The sequence below is a fragment of the Neomesorhizobium albiziae genome, from assembly GCF_900114255.1.
Classification (GTDB): domain Bacteria; phylum Pseudomonadota; class Alphaproteobacteria; order Rhizobiales; family Rhizobiaceae; genus Neomesorhizobium; species Neomesorhizobium albiziae.
Genome location: NZ_FOSL01000023.1, coordinates 1 through 16,140, shown reverse-complemented (window position 1 = coordinate 16,140; position 16,140 = coordinate 1). Strand labels below are relative to the sequence as shown.

The following is a 16,140-nucleotide window of genomic DNA, read 5'->3' as shown; positions in this document are numbered from 1 at the left end:
CCATGCTGGGAAACGGGCTTTACCTGATCTACGCGGCCGTAGCGCTTTCCGGCGTCATGGTCGCCGAAGCGTTCTACCTGCTTTATGCGGGACGCAACGACCGGCGCGCCGCGATCAACCGGCGCATGAAATTACAGGAGAACAAGCTCAGCCAGGAACAGGTGCTGATCCAACTGCGCAAGGAGCGCGGGCTGGAGGGTCGCGCATCCTGGTTTTCGCTGGACGGTTTCCGCAAACTGAGAACCCAGTCCGGCCTCGTCATGCCGCTGGCGCGGTTTCTTCTGACCTCATCCGGCGTGGCGCTGGCGGTGACGCTGGCCGGCGTCTGGAAAGGCCTTCCGTTCTCCTTTGCGATCCCGCTTCTGCCGCTGTTGTGCGTGGTGTTTCCGGTCGTTGCGCTGAAACATCTCAAGAAGCGACGTCATAAACTGTTCGGCATCCAGTTGCCGGAAGCGCTGGAACTCATCACCCGAAGCCTGAAGGCCGGCCACCCCGTTCCTGTGGCAATCGCCATGGTGGCCCGGGAAATGCCCGATCCGATCGGCACCGAGTTCGGTGTCGTTGCCGACGAGGTGACCTATGGCTCCGATCTCGTCAGTGCGCTGCACAACCTGTTCGAGCGGGTCGGTCACGAGGACCTGCCGCTGTTCGTCACCGCGGTTTCCATCCAGCATTCGTCCGGCGGCAATCTGCGCGAAATCCTCGATGGCCTTTCGATGGTGATCCGCGAGCGCGGCAAGCTGAAGCGCAAGGTGCGCGCCATTTCGACCGAAGGCCGCATGTCGGCCTATATCCTGACCGCCGTGCCGGTCCTGCTGATGACTGCAATCATGGTGCTGATGCCGCAGTTCTACGGCGAGGTATGGGGCGAGCCGATGACCTGGTATCTGCTCGGCGGGTCGCTTTCCTGGCTGATGCTCGGCAATTTCATGCTGTTCAAGATGTCGACGTTCAAGTTCTGATATGGAAACGCTAATCGAACTCCTTGCATCCTTGCGGCCGACCTCGTTGGCGCCGGTGGCGCTGATCCTGTTGCTTGTCGGTGCGGCTGCGGTCGCCTGGCCGATGGTCACGGCGCGCGGCGAACGCAGCGATCTCAAGCGCCGCTTGAAAGTGGACACGGGCTACCAGCCAACAAAGGTGGAGGCGCCGGCAAAGAAAAGTTCCAATGCGGTGCGCGAAAAGGCGGTCAAGACAGCGCATGAGTTCTACGCCAAGAGCGATCCCGAAAATGTCGCCCGGCTGCGGCTGAAACTGATACAGGCGGGCTACATGGACCCGCGTGCGGTCGGAATGTTTTTCCTGATCCGCTTTGCGGGTCTGGTCGCCGGCGCGATGATTGCCGTTGTTCTCGACAAGCTGTTTGGCGCCGACGCTTCGGGCAAGAGCTTCTGGACATTCGTCGGCATGGCGGGCGGCCTCGGTTATTTCCTACCCGGTTTCATGCTGGGCCGCATGGTGCGCGCCAAGATGATCGAATATCGCAACGGCTTCCCCGATTTCATGGACCTGATGATCGTCTGTTCCGACGCCGGCTTGAGCATGGAGGCGGGCGTCGAACGGGTTTCCAAGGAACTTGCGGCGACCTATCCCTCGCTCAGCCAGAACCTGCAGCTCGTTTCGCTGGAGCTCAGGGCGGGGCGCAGCCTCGACGACGCGCTGAAGGCGCTTGCAGATCGCTTGAGCCTTGACGAAGTGCGCTCGTTCGCAACGCTCCTGCAGCAATCCCGGGAACTCGGCACCAGTCTTTCCGGGGCCTTGCGGGTGTTTTCCGACGAGATGCGCCACAAGCGCATGTCGATTGCCGAGGAGAAGGCGCATGCGCTGCCGGCAAAGATGTCGGTGCCCGTCACCGTCTGCATCCTGCCGGTGGTGCTGATGATTGCGATCATCCCGATCCTGGTGAAGTACACCGCCGGGGAATGACCACGGGTGCGGGTGGTTAACCCAGCGTTTCCGGACATCGGAGTTTTGAATCGGTTTCGGCACCGATGCTTTAAAGGCTTTGCGCTAACGTAGGCCTTGAAAAACGATCCGGACAACCGGACGATACGGGGCAGGGCATGGGCAACAAGGTTCTAATGGCGACAGCCGCGCTATGTGCGGCGCTCGCGGCATCCGGCTGTACGACCGGTGCGGTCGACAACACCAAGACGACGGCGATTTTGCCGGTGGCGCAGGATGTCAGCGCAAGCGACCTGACGATCGGCAAGACGCAGTTTCGCGACGCCAACTACGGGCTGGCCGAGAAGCATTTCCGCAAGGCTGTGGAACAGCGGGCCGACAATGCCGAGGCATGGATGGGGCTCGCGGCCTCATACGACCAGCTCGGCCGCTTCGATTTCGCCGACCGCGCCTACGACCAGCTCCTCAACATCACCGGCCGCAAGCCCGAAGTGCTTAACAACATGGGCTATTCACAGCTCTTGCGCGGCGACAAGAAGCGCGCCCGCCAGTTGTTGTTGGAGGCACGGAAAGGTCTCACCGATCCGGCCGTGGTGGATGCCAATCTCGCGCTGCTAAACAAAGCATAAGACGGGGCAGCGAGACCAAAAAGGCCGGTTCCGGGGGGAGCCGGCCTTTGCGGTTTTTACTCAGCCGCGCCGAGATATTCGGTCAGTGGCGGGCAAGAGCAGACGAGCTTGCGGTCGCCGCCGACATTGTCGATGCGTGACACCGGCGGCCAGTATTTCGCAGCCTGAGCGGGATCGCTCGCGGGATAGGCGGCTTCCATGCGCGAATACGGATGATTCCAGGCGCCGGCGAGCGTTTCGGCGGTGGTGTGGGGCGCGTTGACCAACGGATTGTCATCCTTGGGCCACTCGCCTTTCGCCACCTTCTGGGCCTCCCTGGCGATGGCGATCATCGCCTCGCAGAAGCGATCCACCTCTTCCTTCGGCTCAGATTCGGTCGGCTCGACCATCAGCGTCCCGGCTACCGGCCACGACATGGTGGGCGCGTGAAAACCATAGTCGATCAGACGTTTGGCGACGTCTTCTACAGTAATTCCGGCGGTTTCCTTGAGCACGCGGGTATCGAGGATACACTCGTGCGCGACGCGCCCGTTCCTGCCGCCGAAGAGGATGGGGAAATGGCCCTTCAGCCGTTCGGCGATGTAGTTGGCGCTGACGATCGCGATTTCGCTTGCCTGCTTCAATCCGGTGGCGCCCATCATCCGGATGTACATCCAGGTGATCGGCAGGATCGATGCGCTGCCGAACGGCGCCGCTGCAACGGCGTGGCTGCTGCCTGCCTCGACATGGCCGGGAAGATGCGGCGCCAGATGCGCCTTCACACCGATCGGGCCGATGCCGGGTCCGCCGCCGCCGTGCGGGATGCAGAAGGTCTTGTGAAGATTCATGTGGCAGACATCGCCGCCGATGTCGCCAAGCCGAGCCAGGCCAACCAGAGCGTTCAGGTTGGCGCCGTCGAGATAGACCTGGCCTCCATGCGCATGAACGATCTCGCAGATCTCCTTCACACCTTCTTCGAACACGCCATGCGTCGAAGGATAGGTCATCATGACTGCGGCAAGGTTTTGCGAATGCTCCGCCACCTTGGCCTTCAGGTCGTCGATGTCGATGTCGCCTTCCGCCTCGCAGGCAACGACGACCACCCGCATGCCCGCCATGGCGGCGCTGGCCGGATTTGTGCCATGCGCGGAGGACGGGATCAGGCAGATGGTGCGGTGCGCTTCGTTGCGCGACAGGTGATAGCGGCGGATCGCCAAGAGGCCGGCATATTCACCCTGGCTGCCCGCATTGGGTTGCAGAGATACCGCGTCGAATCCGGTGATTTCGCCCAGCCAGCGTTCCAGATCATCGGTCATCGCACGATAGCCGAGCGCGTGCCCGGCCGGCGCGAAAGGATGCAGGTTGGCGACGCTTGGCCAGGATACCGGCATCATTTCCGCGGCGGCGTTGAGCTTCATCGTGCACGAGCCGAGCGGAATCATCGCGCGGTCGAGCGCCAGATCCTTGTCGGCCAGCCGGCGCAGGAAGCGCATCATCTCGGTTTCCGAGCGCACATTGTGGAACACCGGCTGCGACAGGAAGTTCTTGCCGCGTGGCGTGCCTGGCATGGCATCCGCGGTTTCGGGCAGCGAAGACACATTGCAGAACAGGGCGGCGAGCGCCGCGAGATCTGCCTCCGTCGACGTTTCGTCGAAGGTGACGCCTATGCGCAACTCATCGACGACGCGCACCAGCCTGCCGCCGTGCTCGGCGTGGCGCACCAGGTCGGCGGCCGTGGCCGCGTCCGGGAAAGTCAGCGTGACGGTGTCGAAGAACTGCGTATCGCTGGCGACGAGCCCGGCCACCCAGGCGGCTGAGGCGAAGCGCGCGGCCATCGAGTGCACGCGGCGGGCGATCGCCTGCAGGCCCTGCGGGCCGTGCCAGATCGCGTAGGCGGTCGCCATGTTGGCGAGCAGCGCCTGTGCGGTGCAGATGTTCGACGTCGCCTTGTCGCGGCGAATGTGCTGTTCGCGCGTCTGCAGCGCCAGCCGGTAGCCCGGCCTGCCATGCGCATCGACCGACTGTCCGACCAGCCGGCCGGGCATCAGCCGGGTGAGCTTTTCCGACACCGCGCAATAAGCGGCGTGCGGGCCGCCGTAACCCATCGGAACGCCGAAACGCTGCATGGAGCCGACGGCGATCTCGGCGCCGAGCGACGCCGGCGAATCGGTCAGGGTGAGCGACAGCGGGTCGCTGATGAAAATCACCACCGCGCCGGTCGCCTTGGCTTTGGCGATGGCTGCCGCGTGATCGCCATAGACGCCCAGCGTATCGGGCCAGGAAACGATGAGCGCCGCGGTGTTGTCGTCGATCACGTCGCCGTCGATTTCGATGCCGAGAGGCTCGGCGCGAGTGCGCGCAACGTCGAGCGTTTGTGGATGCGGCGCACCCGCGATCGCGATCTTGCTGCGCTTTTCACGGTGATGCCGGTAGGCGATGCCGATCGCTTCGGCGACCGCCGTCGCCTCGTCGAGCAACGAGGCCGAAGCGACAGGCAAGCCCGTCAGTTCGGCGACAAGCGTCTGGAAATTGAACAGCATTTCCAGCCGGCCTTGGCTGATTTCTGCCTGGTAGGGCGTGTAGGCGGTGTACCAGGCCGGGTTCTCGAACAGGTTGCGCTGGATCACCGGCGGCACGATCGTGCCGTGATAGCCTTGGCCGATAAAGCTCTTGAGTACGGTGTTGCGGCCCATAACCGCGGCAAGCTCGGCCAGCGCCTCCGCTTCGGAAGCCGCCGCTGGCAGGCGAAGGGGCCTGTCGAGCCGGATGGCCTGCGGCACGGTCTGGGCGATAAGGGTTTCAACTGACGGCACACCGAGTGTCGCGAGCATGGCGCGGGTGTCGGTAATTCCGGGGCCGATATGGCGGCCGGCAAAGGCGGGGCTGTTGTCGCTCATCTTGTCCTGTCCTGCTTAACCGATCATCGCTTTGTAGCCGGCTTCGTCCATCAAGCCGGACAGCTGGCCTTCGTCGGCAAGTTTCATCTTCCACAGCCAGCCGTCTGCGGTCGGCGCCGAGTTGACCAGCGAGGGGTCCGACGACAGGGCCGCGTTGGCCTCGGTGATTTCGCCGTCAGCCGGCGCATACACGTCGGATGCCGCCTTGACGGATTCGACCACGACCGCGGTGTCGCCTTTCTTCAGCGTGCGGCCGGTTTCCGGCAACTCGACGAAAACGAGGTCGCCCAGCTGCTCCTGCGCATAATCTGTGATGCCCACCGTGGCGACGCCGTTTTCGACGCGGATCCATTCGTGGTCTTCGGTGAAATAGGTCGTTGCCATGGAGAACTATCCTTTGCGGTAGCGATGCTGCGTGAAGGGAAGAGCGTAAACTTCGACAGGAATGCGGTTGCCGCGCACGTCGGCGAACAGCTTTGCGCCGGACTTGGCGAGCGGCGCCACGACATAGCCCATGGCGACCGGGTGCCCGACCGACGGACCGAAGCCGCCTGATGTGATGCTGCCGGCCGGGTTGCCGGCTTCGTCGACGAGGGCGGTGCCGCCGCGCACCGGCTGGCGGCCCTCGGCCTTCAGGCCGACGCGCTTTTCGGTTGGACCATTCTCGACGATCGTGCGCAGCGCCGCCGCGCCGATGAAATCCCCGGAGGCACGCAATTCCTTGGGAATCGCCCACATCAGCGCCGCGCTCGCCGGGTCAGTGTCGGGCGTGATGTCGTTGCCGTGCAGGCAAAGACCTGCCTCGAGGCGCAGACTGTCGCGTGCAGCAAGGCCGATCCACATAAGGCGTGGATCGGAAAGCAGCTTTTCGACAAGCTGGCGCGCATCATCGGCTGGCAGCCCGATCTCGAAACCGTCCTCGCCGGTATAGCCCGAGCGGCTCATGAACCAGCCCGGCCGCGGCTCGACGCCGTGCATGAATGTGAGGAGTGGAACGTCGAAGCCGGTGCCGGCAAGAACCTGCTCGGCTTGCGGTCCCTGGATCGCGAGGAACACCCTGTCCAGCGGCTCGACCACCGCGTCAAAATCTTTCGCCAGCGCGGTTAGATGTACAATATCGGCCGCGGCGTTGCCGGCGTTGGCGACCACCATGAAGCGGTCTTCGCCGAGCCGCGTCACGATGAGGTCGTCCAGTATTCCAGCCTCGTCGTTCAGGAAGAACGTCAGCTTCGACTGGGAGATTTCAAGCTTGGCCGGATCGAGCGGGCAGGCGCGCGCCAGAAGGTCCGCAGCGCCCGGTCCCGAAACCGAGATCAGCTTCATGTGGGAAATATCGAACAGCCCGGCGTGCTCGCGGGTGTGAAGATGTTCCTTCATGACGCCGGCGGGATAGGTCAGCGGCATCGACCATCCGGCGAAACCGCCGAAGCGCGCGCCAGCCGCCACGTGCATGTCTTCAAGGGGTAAGTGCAAAAGAGGTTCGCCGGTCATGACTTCTCCAGAAACGCACGCAAGCGGCCGCACTGGCGGCCATTCCGTGCCCCTCTGTCTGAAGCCTGAGAGACTCGCGCAACCGGAACTCTGTCAGCGGCGCTTACACCTTCGGCGCGGGGTGATTAGCCCCGACTTTCCAGAGTGTCTGTCCCGTCTACGGTTCTTTTGCCTGAGAGATTTCGGGCGATTTCCCCTTCGGCGGCCGCGTCAGCGACTCTCTCCCGCAAACAGGTAGGGCCGAAGCCCTCGACGGGCCAGTGCATAGCCCATCGCCGACACATTGTCACCTCCCTACGACATCGCGGACGACATACGCACAATTTGTCGTTGGCGGCTCAGTGTGGCGCCGCGACCCGGTCCAGGTCCTTCTGTATCTTTCCGATCAGCTGGCCGGTCTCAAGATGCATCAGCTTGAGCCTTTCGAGCTGTGAAACGACGCTGTCGACTGTCTGCTGCCGGTCCTGTTCGATCGGCGCCGTGCCGACCCCATGCAGGATCCAGGAAATGCTGACGCCCAGCATTCCGGCCAGCCGGTTCAGCCGGTGCGACCCAGGCAGCGCGCGGTCGCTTTCCCAGGCGGTGACGGTGGCGATTTTCACGCCGAGCTGCCAGGCGACCTGCTTGACGCTGAGCCCTGCGCTGTCGCGGGCGCGCGACAAGCGCCCGCCGATTGTATCCATGTCCGGTGTTTCTTCATAGATATTCATGGTGTCTGACACCCGGCCAACCTCCTGCGGTTTGTTGATTGTTCATGCGCGCGCCAATGGCGGCATCCGATCAACATAGGCCGATATAGGCTGAGGACAACCCTTATAACCGAGCAGAGCGGGACTCGTGCGGCAGCGGTGGCATGCCACAGGGTTGAATCGAACGTTCAGATTCCTGCGTACCAGTCGTAGCCATTGTCTTCCCAATAGCCGCCTTTGCCGCGACCGATAGCAGCGAAACTGTCGATCAGTTCAATTCTGTGCACATATTTCGGCATCTTGTAGCCGAGCTGCCGCTCGACCCGAACCCTCAGCGGAGCGCCGTTTTCAACCGGCAGCGGCTTGCCGTTCAGCCCGTAGGCGAGAATCGTCTGCGGGTGACGGGCGTCGATCAGGTCGATAGTGCCGTAATATTTGACGTCGCCGGAAAGATCGCGGTCGATCGTATCCAGGCAATGGAACATCACGTAGCGCGCCTGCGGCTTGACCACCGCCTGGTCGAGCACCAAGGACAGCGGCGTTCCCGTCCACTTGGCGATGCAACTCCAGCCCTCGACACAGTCATGGCGGGTAATCTGGGTGCGGGCTGGCATGTTCATCAGCTGCTCGCGGCTTAGCGAGAGCGGCTTTTCCACCAGTCCGGTCACTTCCAGCCGCCAGTCGGCAAAATCGTTGCTCAAAAGCCCCTTGTAGGTGGCGTCGTCCGGCGCGGTGACGCCGTTCGGCCGCTGCGGCTGGCGGATGTCGCTCTCCGAAAATTCCTGCGCCAGCGCATCGCGGCCGATCAGCAATCGTTGCACGCGGTAGGTAAGGTCGTTGGCGCCCTCGAGGAATTTGCGCACCGAACTGTCTGGATTGCTGATGCTGTCGAATGCATCGCAGCCGGAAAGGGCAAGGCCTGACGCGCCGAGCGCGGCTGAGGTGAGGAATTTGCGGCGGTTGAGCTGGAATTTTTGCATCTCACGCACTCCCTTCCGGCTCGCCACGGTGCGGCGGATCGGTGCGGTACCAGCCTGTCAGGATCGAGCGCAGCTCGTTGAACGGGCCGGCGGCGAGGATCATCAGCATGTGCACGACGAAGAAGCCGACCAGAAGCAGCATCACGATGAAGTGGATGGTGCGCGCCGTCTGCCGGCCACCGAACAGGTCGACCAGCGGCAGCCAGGCGTCAACCGCGGGCGACATCGCCAGTCCTGTCAGGATCATCAGCGGCAGCAATATGAACAGCACGCCGCCATAAGCGAGCTTCTGCAAGGTGTTGTAGTCGCGGGTATGATGGAATTTCAGCCTGGCGTGCGCTGCAATATCGGACGGCAGCTTCTTGATGTCGTCGATGCCAGGCGCCAGGTCCCGCCGCAAATGCCCGTTGACGGCGCTGGCGATCAGCCAGACCAGCAGCGTGCCGACCAGTACCCAGGCGAAGAAGAAATGGATGACGCGGCCGGTGCCGAGATCCTGATGGGATGGGATGGTCGCCCAGGCGGGAAAGGCGCGCCCGCGCAACTGGCCGCCGCTCTCCGACAGCCCCAATACGCCGGTGGTGTCGAAACGCTTTCCGAAAATATCGGTCACGCCACGCGGGCCGTTTTCGCCCTGGATGGTGCCGATCTGCAGGATGCTGTTGTCGAAAGCGAAGCCGGACTGCTTGCCGATGTAGAGCGCGGGGTGCGCGTTGAATATCTGCAAGCCGGTCAACAGCAGGAAGAACAGAGCGATCGCCCAGATCCAATGCGTCAGTCTCGTCCAGCCGGATTGCCGGTAGACCAGTGTATCAGGGTTCGATGGCGTGGGCATGCCTTGCCTCCCTCGGCCGTAAGCGACCCTAGGCGGGGCGCTCCATCAACTGAAGTCAAACTACGGTGAGACGAGGTGTGAAGTTTGGTCGTTTCGGTGACTTTTGCTTGAGGATGGCGTTACCCCAGCCGTTCCGAATGCCATTTCAGATGATCGTCCATGAAGGTCGAGATGAAGAAGTAGGAATGGTCGTAGCCTTCCTGCATGCGCAGCGTCAGTGCAATGCCGGCCTTTGCGCAGGCTTCTTCCAGGAGCCACGGCCGCAGCCCGTCTTCCAGAAATCCGTCGGCGCTGCCCTGGTCGACCAGAAATTCGGGAAAGCGGTGGCCGTCCTCGATCAGCGCGGTCGCGTCGTATGAGCGCCATGCCAGCGCGTCCCGGCCCAGAAATTTCTCCAGTGCCGGTTTCGACCAACCGGCGGTCATCGGCTGAACGATCGGCGCAAAGGCCGAGCAGCTTTTGTACCGTCCGGGGCTTTTCAGCGCGATCGTCAGCGCGCCGTGGCCGCCCATCGAATGGCCGAAGATCGCCTGGCGGCTCATGTCAGCGGGGAAATTGCCGGCGATGAGCGCCGGCAGATCTTCGGTGACATAGGAATACATGCGGTAATTCCTGGCGTAAGGCGCCTGCGTGGCGTCGAGATAAAAGCCGGCGCCCTTGCCGAACTGCCAGTTGTCCTTCTCGTCGGGGATGTCGTCGCCGCGTGGGCTGGTATCGGGGCACACGACGATCAGGCCGAGTTCAGCGGCCATGCGCCGGTATTCGCCCTTGTCCATGACGTTCTGGTGGGTGCAGGTGAGGCCTGAGAGATACCAGACAACGGGGCAGGGCCTTTCGGCAGCCTGCGGCGGCACGAACACCGCAAACGTCATGTCGCAGGCACACACTTCGGAAGCGTGGGTGTAGACGCCCTGGACGCCACCATGGGATTTTGCGGTCGAAACGGTTTTCATGAGGAAGCCTGATCGTTGATTTGAAGGCAATCTGCGGGGTCAATTACCCAGCGACACGGCGACGTTCACCGCCGCCGCCACCAGCACCGTGTTGAAGAAGAACGAAACGACGGAATGCACGATGCACACCATGCGCATCGCCGTGTTCGTAACCTCCACGTCGGAGGTCTGCGCGGTCGCTCCGACCGTGTAGGAAAAATAGAGGAAGTCCCAGCCATATGGATTCTTGGTTTGCGGAAATTCCAACCCCTGGCGGGCATTTCCACGGTGCGTCGTCGATTTTCCTTCGGCCGTGGTTTCCGGCTGCCAGTAGAGATGCGCGTAATGCAGTGCGGCCATCGTGTGGATGGTGAACCATCCGAGCGGCACGGCAGCCAGGGTCAAGCCAAGCGACAGGGGATCGGGGCTGTCCTGCTGGTTGATCAGGATGAACAGGGAAATCACCGCCACGACCACAGCCGCGAATGTCACGGTGAAGATGATCCCCACCGGTTCGTCGGCATTGTCGGCGTTGCGCTTCAGATAGTCAGGCGTAAGCCGGGGAAAGGCGGCGAGCGCCATGACAAGATAGACTGTGAAGAATGTATTGGCGCCGATCACCACGGCAAGGCTCGGCGCCAGCCAGAAGCCGACCAGAAGGGCGCCGACACCAGCCGCTGCGCCGGTGTAGAAAGCCCGCCTGCGGTGCACGGGCGTCTTCATCGCTGTCTCGTTCATTTCAGCGCCCGCCTGACCATCTGGTCCAGCGCGCCGAGAAACCGCGACCGGTCGGCGGCGCTGAATCCGGCGTTATAGCCCTTGCTCTCGCCGGTTTCGCGCAAATGCTGCTTCAAGTCACGCATCGCCACCGCCATGCCGATGGTCTCAGGCGTGAACGGCCGTCCCGTCGGCCCGAGCACATGGGCGCCAAGGGCCACCGTGCGTGCTGCGAGTGGAATGTCGGCGGTGACCACGATGTCATTGGCCTTGGCATTCTCGACGATCCAGTCGTCAGCGGCATCCGCGCCCTTTGACACCACGACATTGCGGATCATCGGATCGCGAGAGGGCCGCAAGCCTCCGTTGGAAACGAAAGTCACGACCAGCCCGTGCCGCTCGGCCACCTTTACAACCTCGTCCTTGACGGGACAGGCGTCTGCATCGACGTAGATGATGGGTTCTGTAGCCATCAGGCTGGTTTCGTAAGGTCTTCGATTAAGATATCGAGTTCGTCCGTCATGAAGTCGTCCGACGCAACTGGCGTCGGCTACCCTGATCACGAATCTCAAGGGATGGGCAACGGCGCGCTTCCTTCGGGTACAGTGGCTCCAGTCAACAGGATGAGCGAATCGAGTTCCGTGTCGCTGGGTTGTTCGCTTTGAATGGCATTTTGAAGCTCCTGAAAATTGCTCTCGGACGGCACCCGCCTGAATTCTGCCAAAGCCATAAAAGTCTGCGGCTTCTGCACCTGTGCAATGGCTGTTACTGTTTCCGTGCGGTCAGCAACTGTTCCAAGGTCAGTGCCTTCAGAAAGCTGCTGCAAATTGGCTTTCAACTCGTCGGTCGGCGCGAACCCCTCTATTGTCCCGCTGAATAGAGCGCCAAGGAGGTTGTCCGGCTTGCCGCAGCCTGAGCCGAAAACACTGACCGCCGCGTACTTTGAGGCCAATTCCCATCCGCTTATGCCATCGGCGGCCATTGCATCACGGAACATCTTATGAATCGCGGACCGGAATTCGGTATCGGTGTCGCAATAGAAATCGTGCACGACCGAAGCGCGACGGTAGTTACCGGTAAACGGCGATCCTGCGAATGTCCAAAGAACAGGCGGAATCGATGCACCATCGATTTTCGTGCCTTTCGGCACGAGCCAAACTTTCCCATCGTCATCTTTGAAAGAGTTTTCTCCTAGCGAGCGCATGATACGATGCTGATTGGTGGGTTCGTTCAGCCATCTGAATTCAAAATCGCCTGTGAATGAGCCGGCATGCGCTTCGGCTGCAAGCAGATTGACTGCTCCTGACACTGTCGAGCCCAGCAGAATCATAATTGCAAAGCGCATGGATGCCTCCCACTCACCACAATACTCGATACTCAATCTCAATAAATCACGACGCTCCGGATGCTTTCGCCGGCATGCATGAGGTCAAACCCCTTGTTGATGTCTTCCAGCTTCAGCGTGTGGGTAATCATAGGATCGATCTCGATCTTGCCGTCCATGTACCAGTCGACGATTTTCGGCACGTCGGTGCGGCCGCGCGCGCCGCCGAAGGCGGTGCCCATCCAGGTACGGCCCGTGACCAACTGGAACGGACGCGTGGAGATTTCCTGGCCGGCGCCGGCAACGCCGATCACGACCGACTTGCCCCAGCCGCGGTGAGATGATTCAAGGGCTTGGCGCATAACCTTCGTGTTGCCTGTGCAGTCGAACGTGTAGTCGGCACCGCCGATCTGGTCGGCGCCGCGCTTGGTCATGTTGACGAGGTAGGGCACGATATCGCCCTCGACCTCCTTCGGATTGACGAAATGCGTCATGCCGAATTTCTCGCCCCACGCCTTCTTGTCGTTGTTGAGGTCGACGCCGATGATCTGGTCCGCGCCGGCAAGCCGCAAGCCCTGGATGACGTTGAGGCCGATGCCGCCGAGACCGAAGACGATAGCGGTCGCGCCCATCTCCACCTTGGCGGTGTTGATGACGGCGCCGATGCCCGTGGTGACGCCGCAGCCGATGTAGCAGATCTTGTCGAACGGCGCGTCGGGATTGACCTTGGCCAGCGCGATCTCCGGCAGCACCGTGAAGTTCGAGAAGGTCGAGCAGCCCATGTAGTGGAAGATCTTTTCGCCGCCGACCGAGAAGCGCGAGGTGCCGTCGGGCATCACGCCCTGGCCCTGGGTGGAGCGGATCGCGGTGCAGAGGTTGGTCTTGCGCGACAGGCAGGACGGGCAGGAACGACATTCCGGCGTGTAAAGCGGGATGACGTGGTCGCCCTTCTTCAGGCTGGTGACGCCCTTGCCGACATCGACGACGACGCCAGCGCCTTCATGGCCGAGAATCGCGGGGAAAATGCCTTCCGGATCGGCGCCGGACAGGGTGAATTCGTCGGTGTGGCAGATGCCTGTCGCCTTGATCTCGACCAGCACCTCACCATCGCGCGGCCCTTCGAGATCGACCTCCATGATTTCGAGGGGCTTTCCGGCTCCAACTGCAACGGCGGCGCGAGTTTTCATGCTTTTTCTTTCGTGCAAATCAGTTCAACGGGCCCGGCCGCACGTTTTCAGCTTTTGACAGGCCTATCAACCCTCGGCCCGTCCTCCAATGGACCAACAGTTCGCGGTGCGATATCCGAATAGCGGCTTTGCATGCCGCGCCGCTTGAGCAGGCCGCCGGAACTCCATAATAGGGGAAGACCAAGCGGAGGAAGCGGCGTCCATGTTCAAGAAGATCCTGATAGCCAACCGCGGCGAGATCGCCTGCCGGGTCATCAAGACGGCCAGGCGCATGGGGATCGCCACCGTCGCGGTCTATTCGGACGCGGACCGTGACGCCGTGCATGTCGAGATGGCCGATGAAGCGGTGCATATCGGCCCCGCACCCGCCGCGCAGAGCTATCTCGTGGCCGAAAAGATCATCGAGGCCTGCAAGGCGACCGGCGCGGAGGCCGTGCATCCGGGCTACGGCTTCCTGTCGGAGCGTGCTTCGTTCTGCGAGGCGCTGGAAAAGCAGGGCATCGCGTTCATCGGTCCGAAGCCCAAGGCGATCAACGCCATGGGCGACAAGATCGAATCGAAGAAATTCGCCAACGCCGCCAAGGTGAGCACTGTTCCCGGCTGGCTCGGGGTGATCGAGGACGCCGACCATGCCGAAAAGATCGCCGGCGACATCGGTTACCCCGTGATGATCAAGGCGTCGGCCGGCGGCGGCGGCAAGGGCATGCGCATCGCCTGGTCGCAAGCGGAGGTCCGCGACGGTTTCGACCGGGCCCGTTCGGAGGCCAAGAACTCGTTCGGCGACGACCGCGTCTTCATCGAAAAGTTCGTCGTCGATCCCCGCCACATCGAGATCCAGGTGCTGGCCGACGCGCACGGCAATGCGATCTACCTTGGAGAGCGCGAATGCTCGATCCAGCGCCGCAACCAGAAGGTCGCCGAGGAGGCGCCATCGCCATTCCTCGACGAGAAGACCCGCAAAGCCATGGGCGAGCAGTCGGTGGCGCTGGCCAAGGCGGTCGACTACCAGAGCGTGGGCACCGTCGAGTTCATCGTCGATGCGCAGAAAAACTTCTATTTCCTTGAAATGAATACACGTTTGCAGGTCGAGCATCCCGTTACCGAACTGGTGACGGGCGTCGATCTGGTGGAGCAGATGATCCGTGTCGCGGCAGGCGAAAAGCTGGCGATCAGCCAGAAGGATGTGAAGCTCACGGGCTGGGCAATCGAGAGCCGGCTCTATGCCGAGGACCCGTATCGCAACTTCCTGCCGTCGATCGGCCGCCTGACGCGCTACCGGCCGCCGGAAGAGGGGCGGTCCGGCGATGCGGTCATCCGCAACGACACCGGCGTCACCGAAGGCTCGGAAATCTCGATGTTTTACGATCCGATGATCGCCAAGCTGTGCACCTGGGCGCCGACCCGGCTGGAGGCGATCGACGCCATGTCGGATGCGCTCGACAATTTCGTCGTCGACGGCATCGAGCACAACATCCCGTTCCTGGCGGCGCTGATGCAGCATCCGCGCTGGCGGGAAGGGCGGATATCGACCGCCTTCATCGCCGAGGAATATCCCGACGGTTTTGCGCCGATCGTGCCGGATGCCGAAGAGACTGCGGTGCTTGCGGCCATCGCGACGACCGTCGAGCTGCTGCGCCGTGACCGCCTCGACCGCCTGTCGGGCCGCCTCGCGCCGCATTCGGGCGCGCTGAAACGCGACTGGGAGGTCAAGATCGGCGAGGCATACATTCCGGTCTCGATTGTCGAGGGCATGATCTCGATTCCGCTGGAGGCCGATCTGTCGATTGCCGGCGCACCTCCCGTGACCGTCGTCTCGGAGTGGCGTCCGGGGGAAATCGTGTGGCACGGCAGCATCGGACGCCGCCGGATTTCTGCGCAGATACGACCGGTGCCGAATGGCATCCGCATTGCCTGGAAGGGCATGGCCGTGACTGCGCGCGCCATGCTGCCGAATACGGCCGCGCTCGACCGCCTGATGCCGGTGAAACTGCCGCCGGACACCTCGAAGATGCTGCTGTGCCCGATGCCCGGACTGGTCGTTTCGATTTCAGTGAAGGACGGCCAGGAGGTCAAGGCTGGCGAGACGCTCGCCGTCGTCGAGGCGATGAAGATGGAGAACGTGCTTCGCGCCGAACGCGATCTCACGGTGGCAAAGATCAACGCCAAGCCGGGCGACAGCCTTGCCGTCGACGCGGTGATCATGGAGTTTGCGTAAGACAGTGCAGGAGGGCCTTGGCGCCTGCCATTGTCAGCATCTGTCAGCAGTCTTTGTTTTCCTTTTATCCACACCCCTTTACCGCTGCCGCATAGTTGTCGGCAGTTTCTCCTGCGGGAACGCCGATCATGACGGTGGTTTGCGGGGAGGAACCGGCGCTTCGGGCAAGCGGCTAACGTGGCCGTGGAGACGAAGGGCTGTCCCAGAGTCTCTACGATTTCCCGCGTTGACGGGAACCAGGCGCGGTATGATCTGGCGCTGACACGTAGAAACCACCGGTGCATACCGGAAGGTCCGATGTTGGGAGATGGGATGGCCGAAAATCGCCGGCGGGGCGCTGGGAAGGCGCCAGATTACTTA

15 protein-coding genes and 1 riboswitch are annotated in these 16,140 nt (G+C 62.3%); of the genes, 4 read left to right on the top strand and 11 right to left on the bottom strand.

Translation table 11 applies throughout. From position 1 onward, the window contains the following. Window positions 1-2: 2 nt before the first annotated feature. From F3H98_RS24720 to F3H98_RS24710, 3 genes are all read left to right on the top strand, one after another. Window positions 3-962 (top strand): type II secretion system F family protein, encoded by a 960-nt coding sequence (locus tag F3H98_RS24720; RefSeq protein ID WP_244621879.1) that lies wholly within the window; start codon window positions 3-5, stop codon window positions 960-962. 1 nt (window position 963) lies between these two features. Beyond that, on the top strand, window positions 964-1,926 hold the full coding sequence (locus F3H98_RS24715; RefSeq protein WP_149763005.1) for a type II secretion system F family protein: 963 nt from the start codon (window positions 964-966) through the stop codon (window positions 1,924-1,926). Between the two features lie 137 nt (window positions 1,927-2,063). Further along, window positions 2,064-2,534 carry a tetratricopeptide repeat protein gene (locus tag F3H98_RS24710; RefSeq protein WP_149763004.1) on the top strand — a complete coding sequence of 157 codons (471 nt, stop codon included), beginning with the start codon at window positions 2,064-2,066 and terminating at the stop codon, window positions 2,532-2,534. 56 nt (window positions 2,535-2,590) lie between these two features. On the opposite strand, the gene gcvP is transcribed toward F3H98_RS24710, so the two are convergent. The 11 genes from gcvP to F3H98_RS24655 form a co-directional block, all read right to left on the bottom strand. Further along, a complete protein-coding gene (gene gcvP, locus F3H98_RS24705) occupies window positions 2,591-5,410 on the bottom strand; it encodes an aminomethyl-transferring glycine dehydrogenase (RefSeq protein WP_149763003.1) in 2,820 nt (939 codons plus the stop codon). A 15-nt stretch (window positions 5,411-5,425) separates the two neighbouring features. Next, on the bottom strand, window positions 5,426-5,794 hold the full coding sequence (gene gcvH, locus F3H98_RS24700) for a glycine cleavage system protein GcvH (RefSeq protein WP_149763002.1): 369 nt from the start codon (window positions 5,792-5,794) through the stop codon (window positions 5,426-5,428). A gap of 6 nt (window positions 5,795-5,800) precedes the next feature. Continuing rightward, window positions 5,801-6,901 carry a glycine cleavage system aminomethyltransferase GcvT gene (gene gcvT / locus F3H98_RS24695; protein ID WP_149763001.1) on the bottom strand — a complete coding sequence of 367 codons (1,101 nt, stop codon included), beginning with the start codon at window positions 6,899-6,901 and terminating at the stop codon, window positions 5,801-5,803. Window positions 6,902-7,051: 150 nt separating this feature from the next. Beyond that, window positions 7,052-7,138, bottom strand: a riboswitch (glycine riboswitch). A 101-nt stretch (window positions 7,139-7,239) separates the two neighbouring features. Next, window positions 7,240-7,623 (bottom strand): helix-turn-helix domain-containing protein, encoded by a 384-nt coding sequence (locus F3H98_RS24690; RefSeq protein WP_149763000.1) that lies wholly within the window; start codon window positions 7,621-7,623, stop codon window positions 7,240-7,242. A 155-nt stretch (window positions 7,624-7,778) separates the two neighbouring features. Continuing rightward, window positions 7,779-8,570, bottom strand: a complete 792-nt coding sequence (locus tag F3H98_RS24685) for a molybdopterin-binding protein (protein WP_149762999.1) — start codon at window positions 8,568-8,570, stop codon at window positions 7,779-7,781. 1 nt (window position 8,571) lies between these two features. After that, a complete protein-coding gene (locus tag F3H98_RS24680; RefSeq protein ID WP_149762998.1) occupies window positions 8,572-9,405 on the bottom strand; it encodes a cytochrome b/b6 domain-containing protein in 834 nt (277 codons plus the stop codon). A 119-nt stretch (window positions 9,406-9,524) separates the two neighbouring features. Then, window positions 9,525-10,358, bottom strand: a complete 834-nt coding sequence (gene fghA / locus F3H98_RS24675; protein WP_149762997.1) for an S-formylglutathione hydrolase — start codon at window positions 10,356-10,358, stop codon at window positions 9,525-9,527. 39 nt (window positions 10,359-10,397) lie between these two features. Next, a complete protein-coding gene (locus tag F3H98_RS24670) occupies window positions 10,398-11,075 on the bottom strand; it encodes a DUF1345 domain-containing protein (protein ID WP_149762996.1) in 678 nt (225 codons plus the stop codon). After that, window positions 11,072-11,527: a YaiI/YqxD family protein gene (locus F3H98_RS24665; RefSeq protein WP_149762995.1), complete on the bottom strand. Its 456-nt coding sequence runs from the start codon at window positions 11,525-11,527 to the stop codon at window positions 11,072-11,074. The genes F3H98_RS24670 and F3H98_RS24665 overlap by 4 nt, the downstream gene beginning before the upstream one ends. A gap of 95 nt (window positions 11,528-11,622) precedes the next feature. Continuing rightward, window positions 11,623-12,399: a DUF1353 domain-containing protein gene (locus F3H98_RS24660; RefSeq protein WP_149762994.1), complete on the bottom strand. Its 777-nt coding sequence runs from the start codon at window positions 12,397-12,399 to the stop codon at window positions 11,623-11,625. Between the two features lie 38 nt (window positions 12,400-12,437). After that, complete coding sequence (locus tag F3H98_RS24655) at window positions 12,438-13,565, bottom strand: S-(hydroxymethyl)glutathione dehydrogenase/class III alcohol dehydrogenase (RefSeq protein ID WP_149762993.1); 1,128 nt, start codon at window positions 13,563-13,565, stop codon at window positions 12,438-12,440. 202 nt (window positions 13,566-13,767) lie between these two features. Between F3H98_RS24655 and F3H98_RS24650 the strand changes: the two genes are divergently transcribed. Continuing rightward, entirely contained in the window at window positions 13,768-15,780 is a 2,013-nt protein-coding gene (locus F3H98_RS24650) for an acetyl-CoA carboxylase biotin carboxylase subunit (RefSeq protein WP_149762992.1), read from the top strand. Window positions 15,781-16,140: the final 360 nt, after the last annotated feature.

What these genes read in the sequence shown, in the direction of transcription:
- F3H98_RS24720 (WP_244621879.1), top strand. Translation starts at nt 3, where the DNA reads ATGCTGGGAAACGGGCTTTACCTGATCTACGCGGCCGTAGCGCTTTCC.
- F3H98_RS24685 (WP_149762999.1), bottom strand. Translation starts at nt 8,570, where the DNA reads ATGCAAAAATTCCAGCTCAACCGCCGCAAATTCCTCACCTCAGCCGCG.
- F3H98_RS24680 (WP_149762998.1), bottom strand. Translation starts at nt 9,405, where the DNA reads ATGCCCACGCCATCGAACCCTGATACACTGGTCTACCGGCAATCCGGC.
- F3H98_RS24660 (WP_149762994.1), bottom strand. Translation starts at nt 12,399, where the DNA reads ATGCGCTTTGCAATTATGATTCTGCTGGGCTCGACAGTGTCAGGAGCA.
- F3H98_RS24710 (WP_149763004.1), top strand. Translation starts at nt 2,064, where the DNA reads ATGGGCAACAAGGTTCTAATGGCGACAGCCGCGCTATGTGCGGCGCTC.
- gcvT (WP_149763001.1), bottom strand. Translation starts at nt 6,901, where the DNA reads ATGACCGGCGAACCTCTTTTGCACTTACCCCTTGAAGACATGCACGTG.
- F3H98_RS24650 (WP_149762992.1), top strand. Translation starts at nt 13,768, where the DNA reads ATGTTCAAGAAGATCCTGATAGCCAACCGCGGCGAGATCGCCTGCCGG.
- F3H98_RS24670 (WP_149762996.1), bottom strand. Translation starts at nt 11,075, where the DNA reads ATGAACGAGACAGCGATGAAGACGCCCGTGCACCGCAGGCGGGCTTTC.
- fghA (WP_149762997.1), bottom strand. Translation starts at nt 10,358, where the DNA reads ATGAAAACCGTTTCGACCGCAAAATCCCATGGTGGCGTCCAGGGCGTC.
- F3H98_RS24715 (WP_149763005.1), top strand. Translation starts at nt 964, where the DNA reads ATGGAAACGCTAATCGAACTCCTTGCATCCTTGCGGCCGACCTCGTTG.
- F3H98_RS24655 (WP_149762993.1), bottom strand. Translation starts at nt 13,565, where the DNA reads ATGAAAACTCGCGCCGCCGTTGCAGTTGGAGCCGGAAAGCCCCTCGAA.
- gcvH (WP_149763002.1), bottom strand. Translation starts at nt 5,794, where the DNA reads ATGGCAACGACCTATTTCACCGAAGACCACGAATGGATCCGCGTCGAA.
- F3H98_RS24665 (WP_149762995.1), bottom strand. Translation starts at nt 11,527, where the DNA reads ATGGCTACAGAACCCATCATCTACGTCGATGCAGACGCCTGTCCCGTC.
- gcvP (WP_149763003.1), bottom strand. Translation starts at nt 5,410, where the DNA reads ATGAGCGACAACAGCCCCGCCTTTGCCGGCCGCCATATCGGCCCCGGA.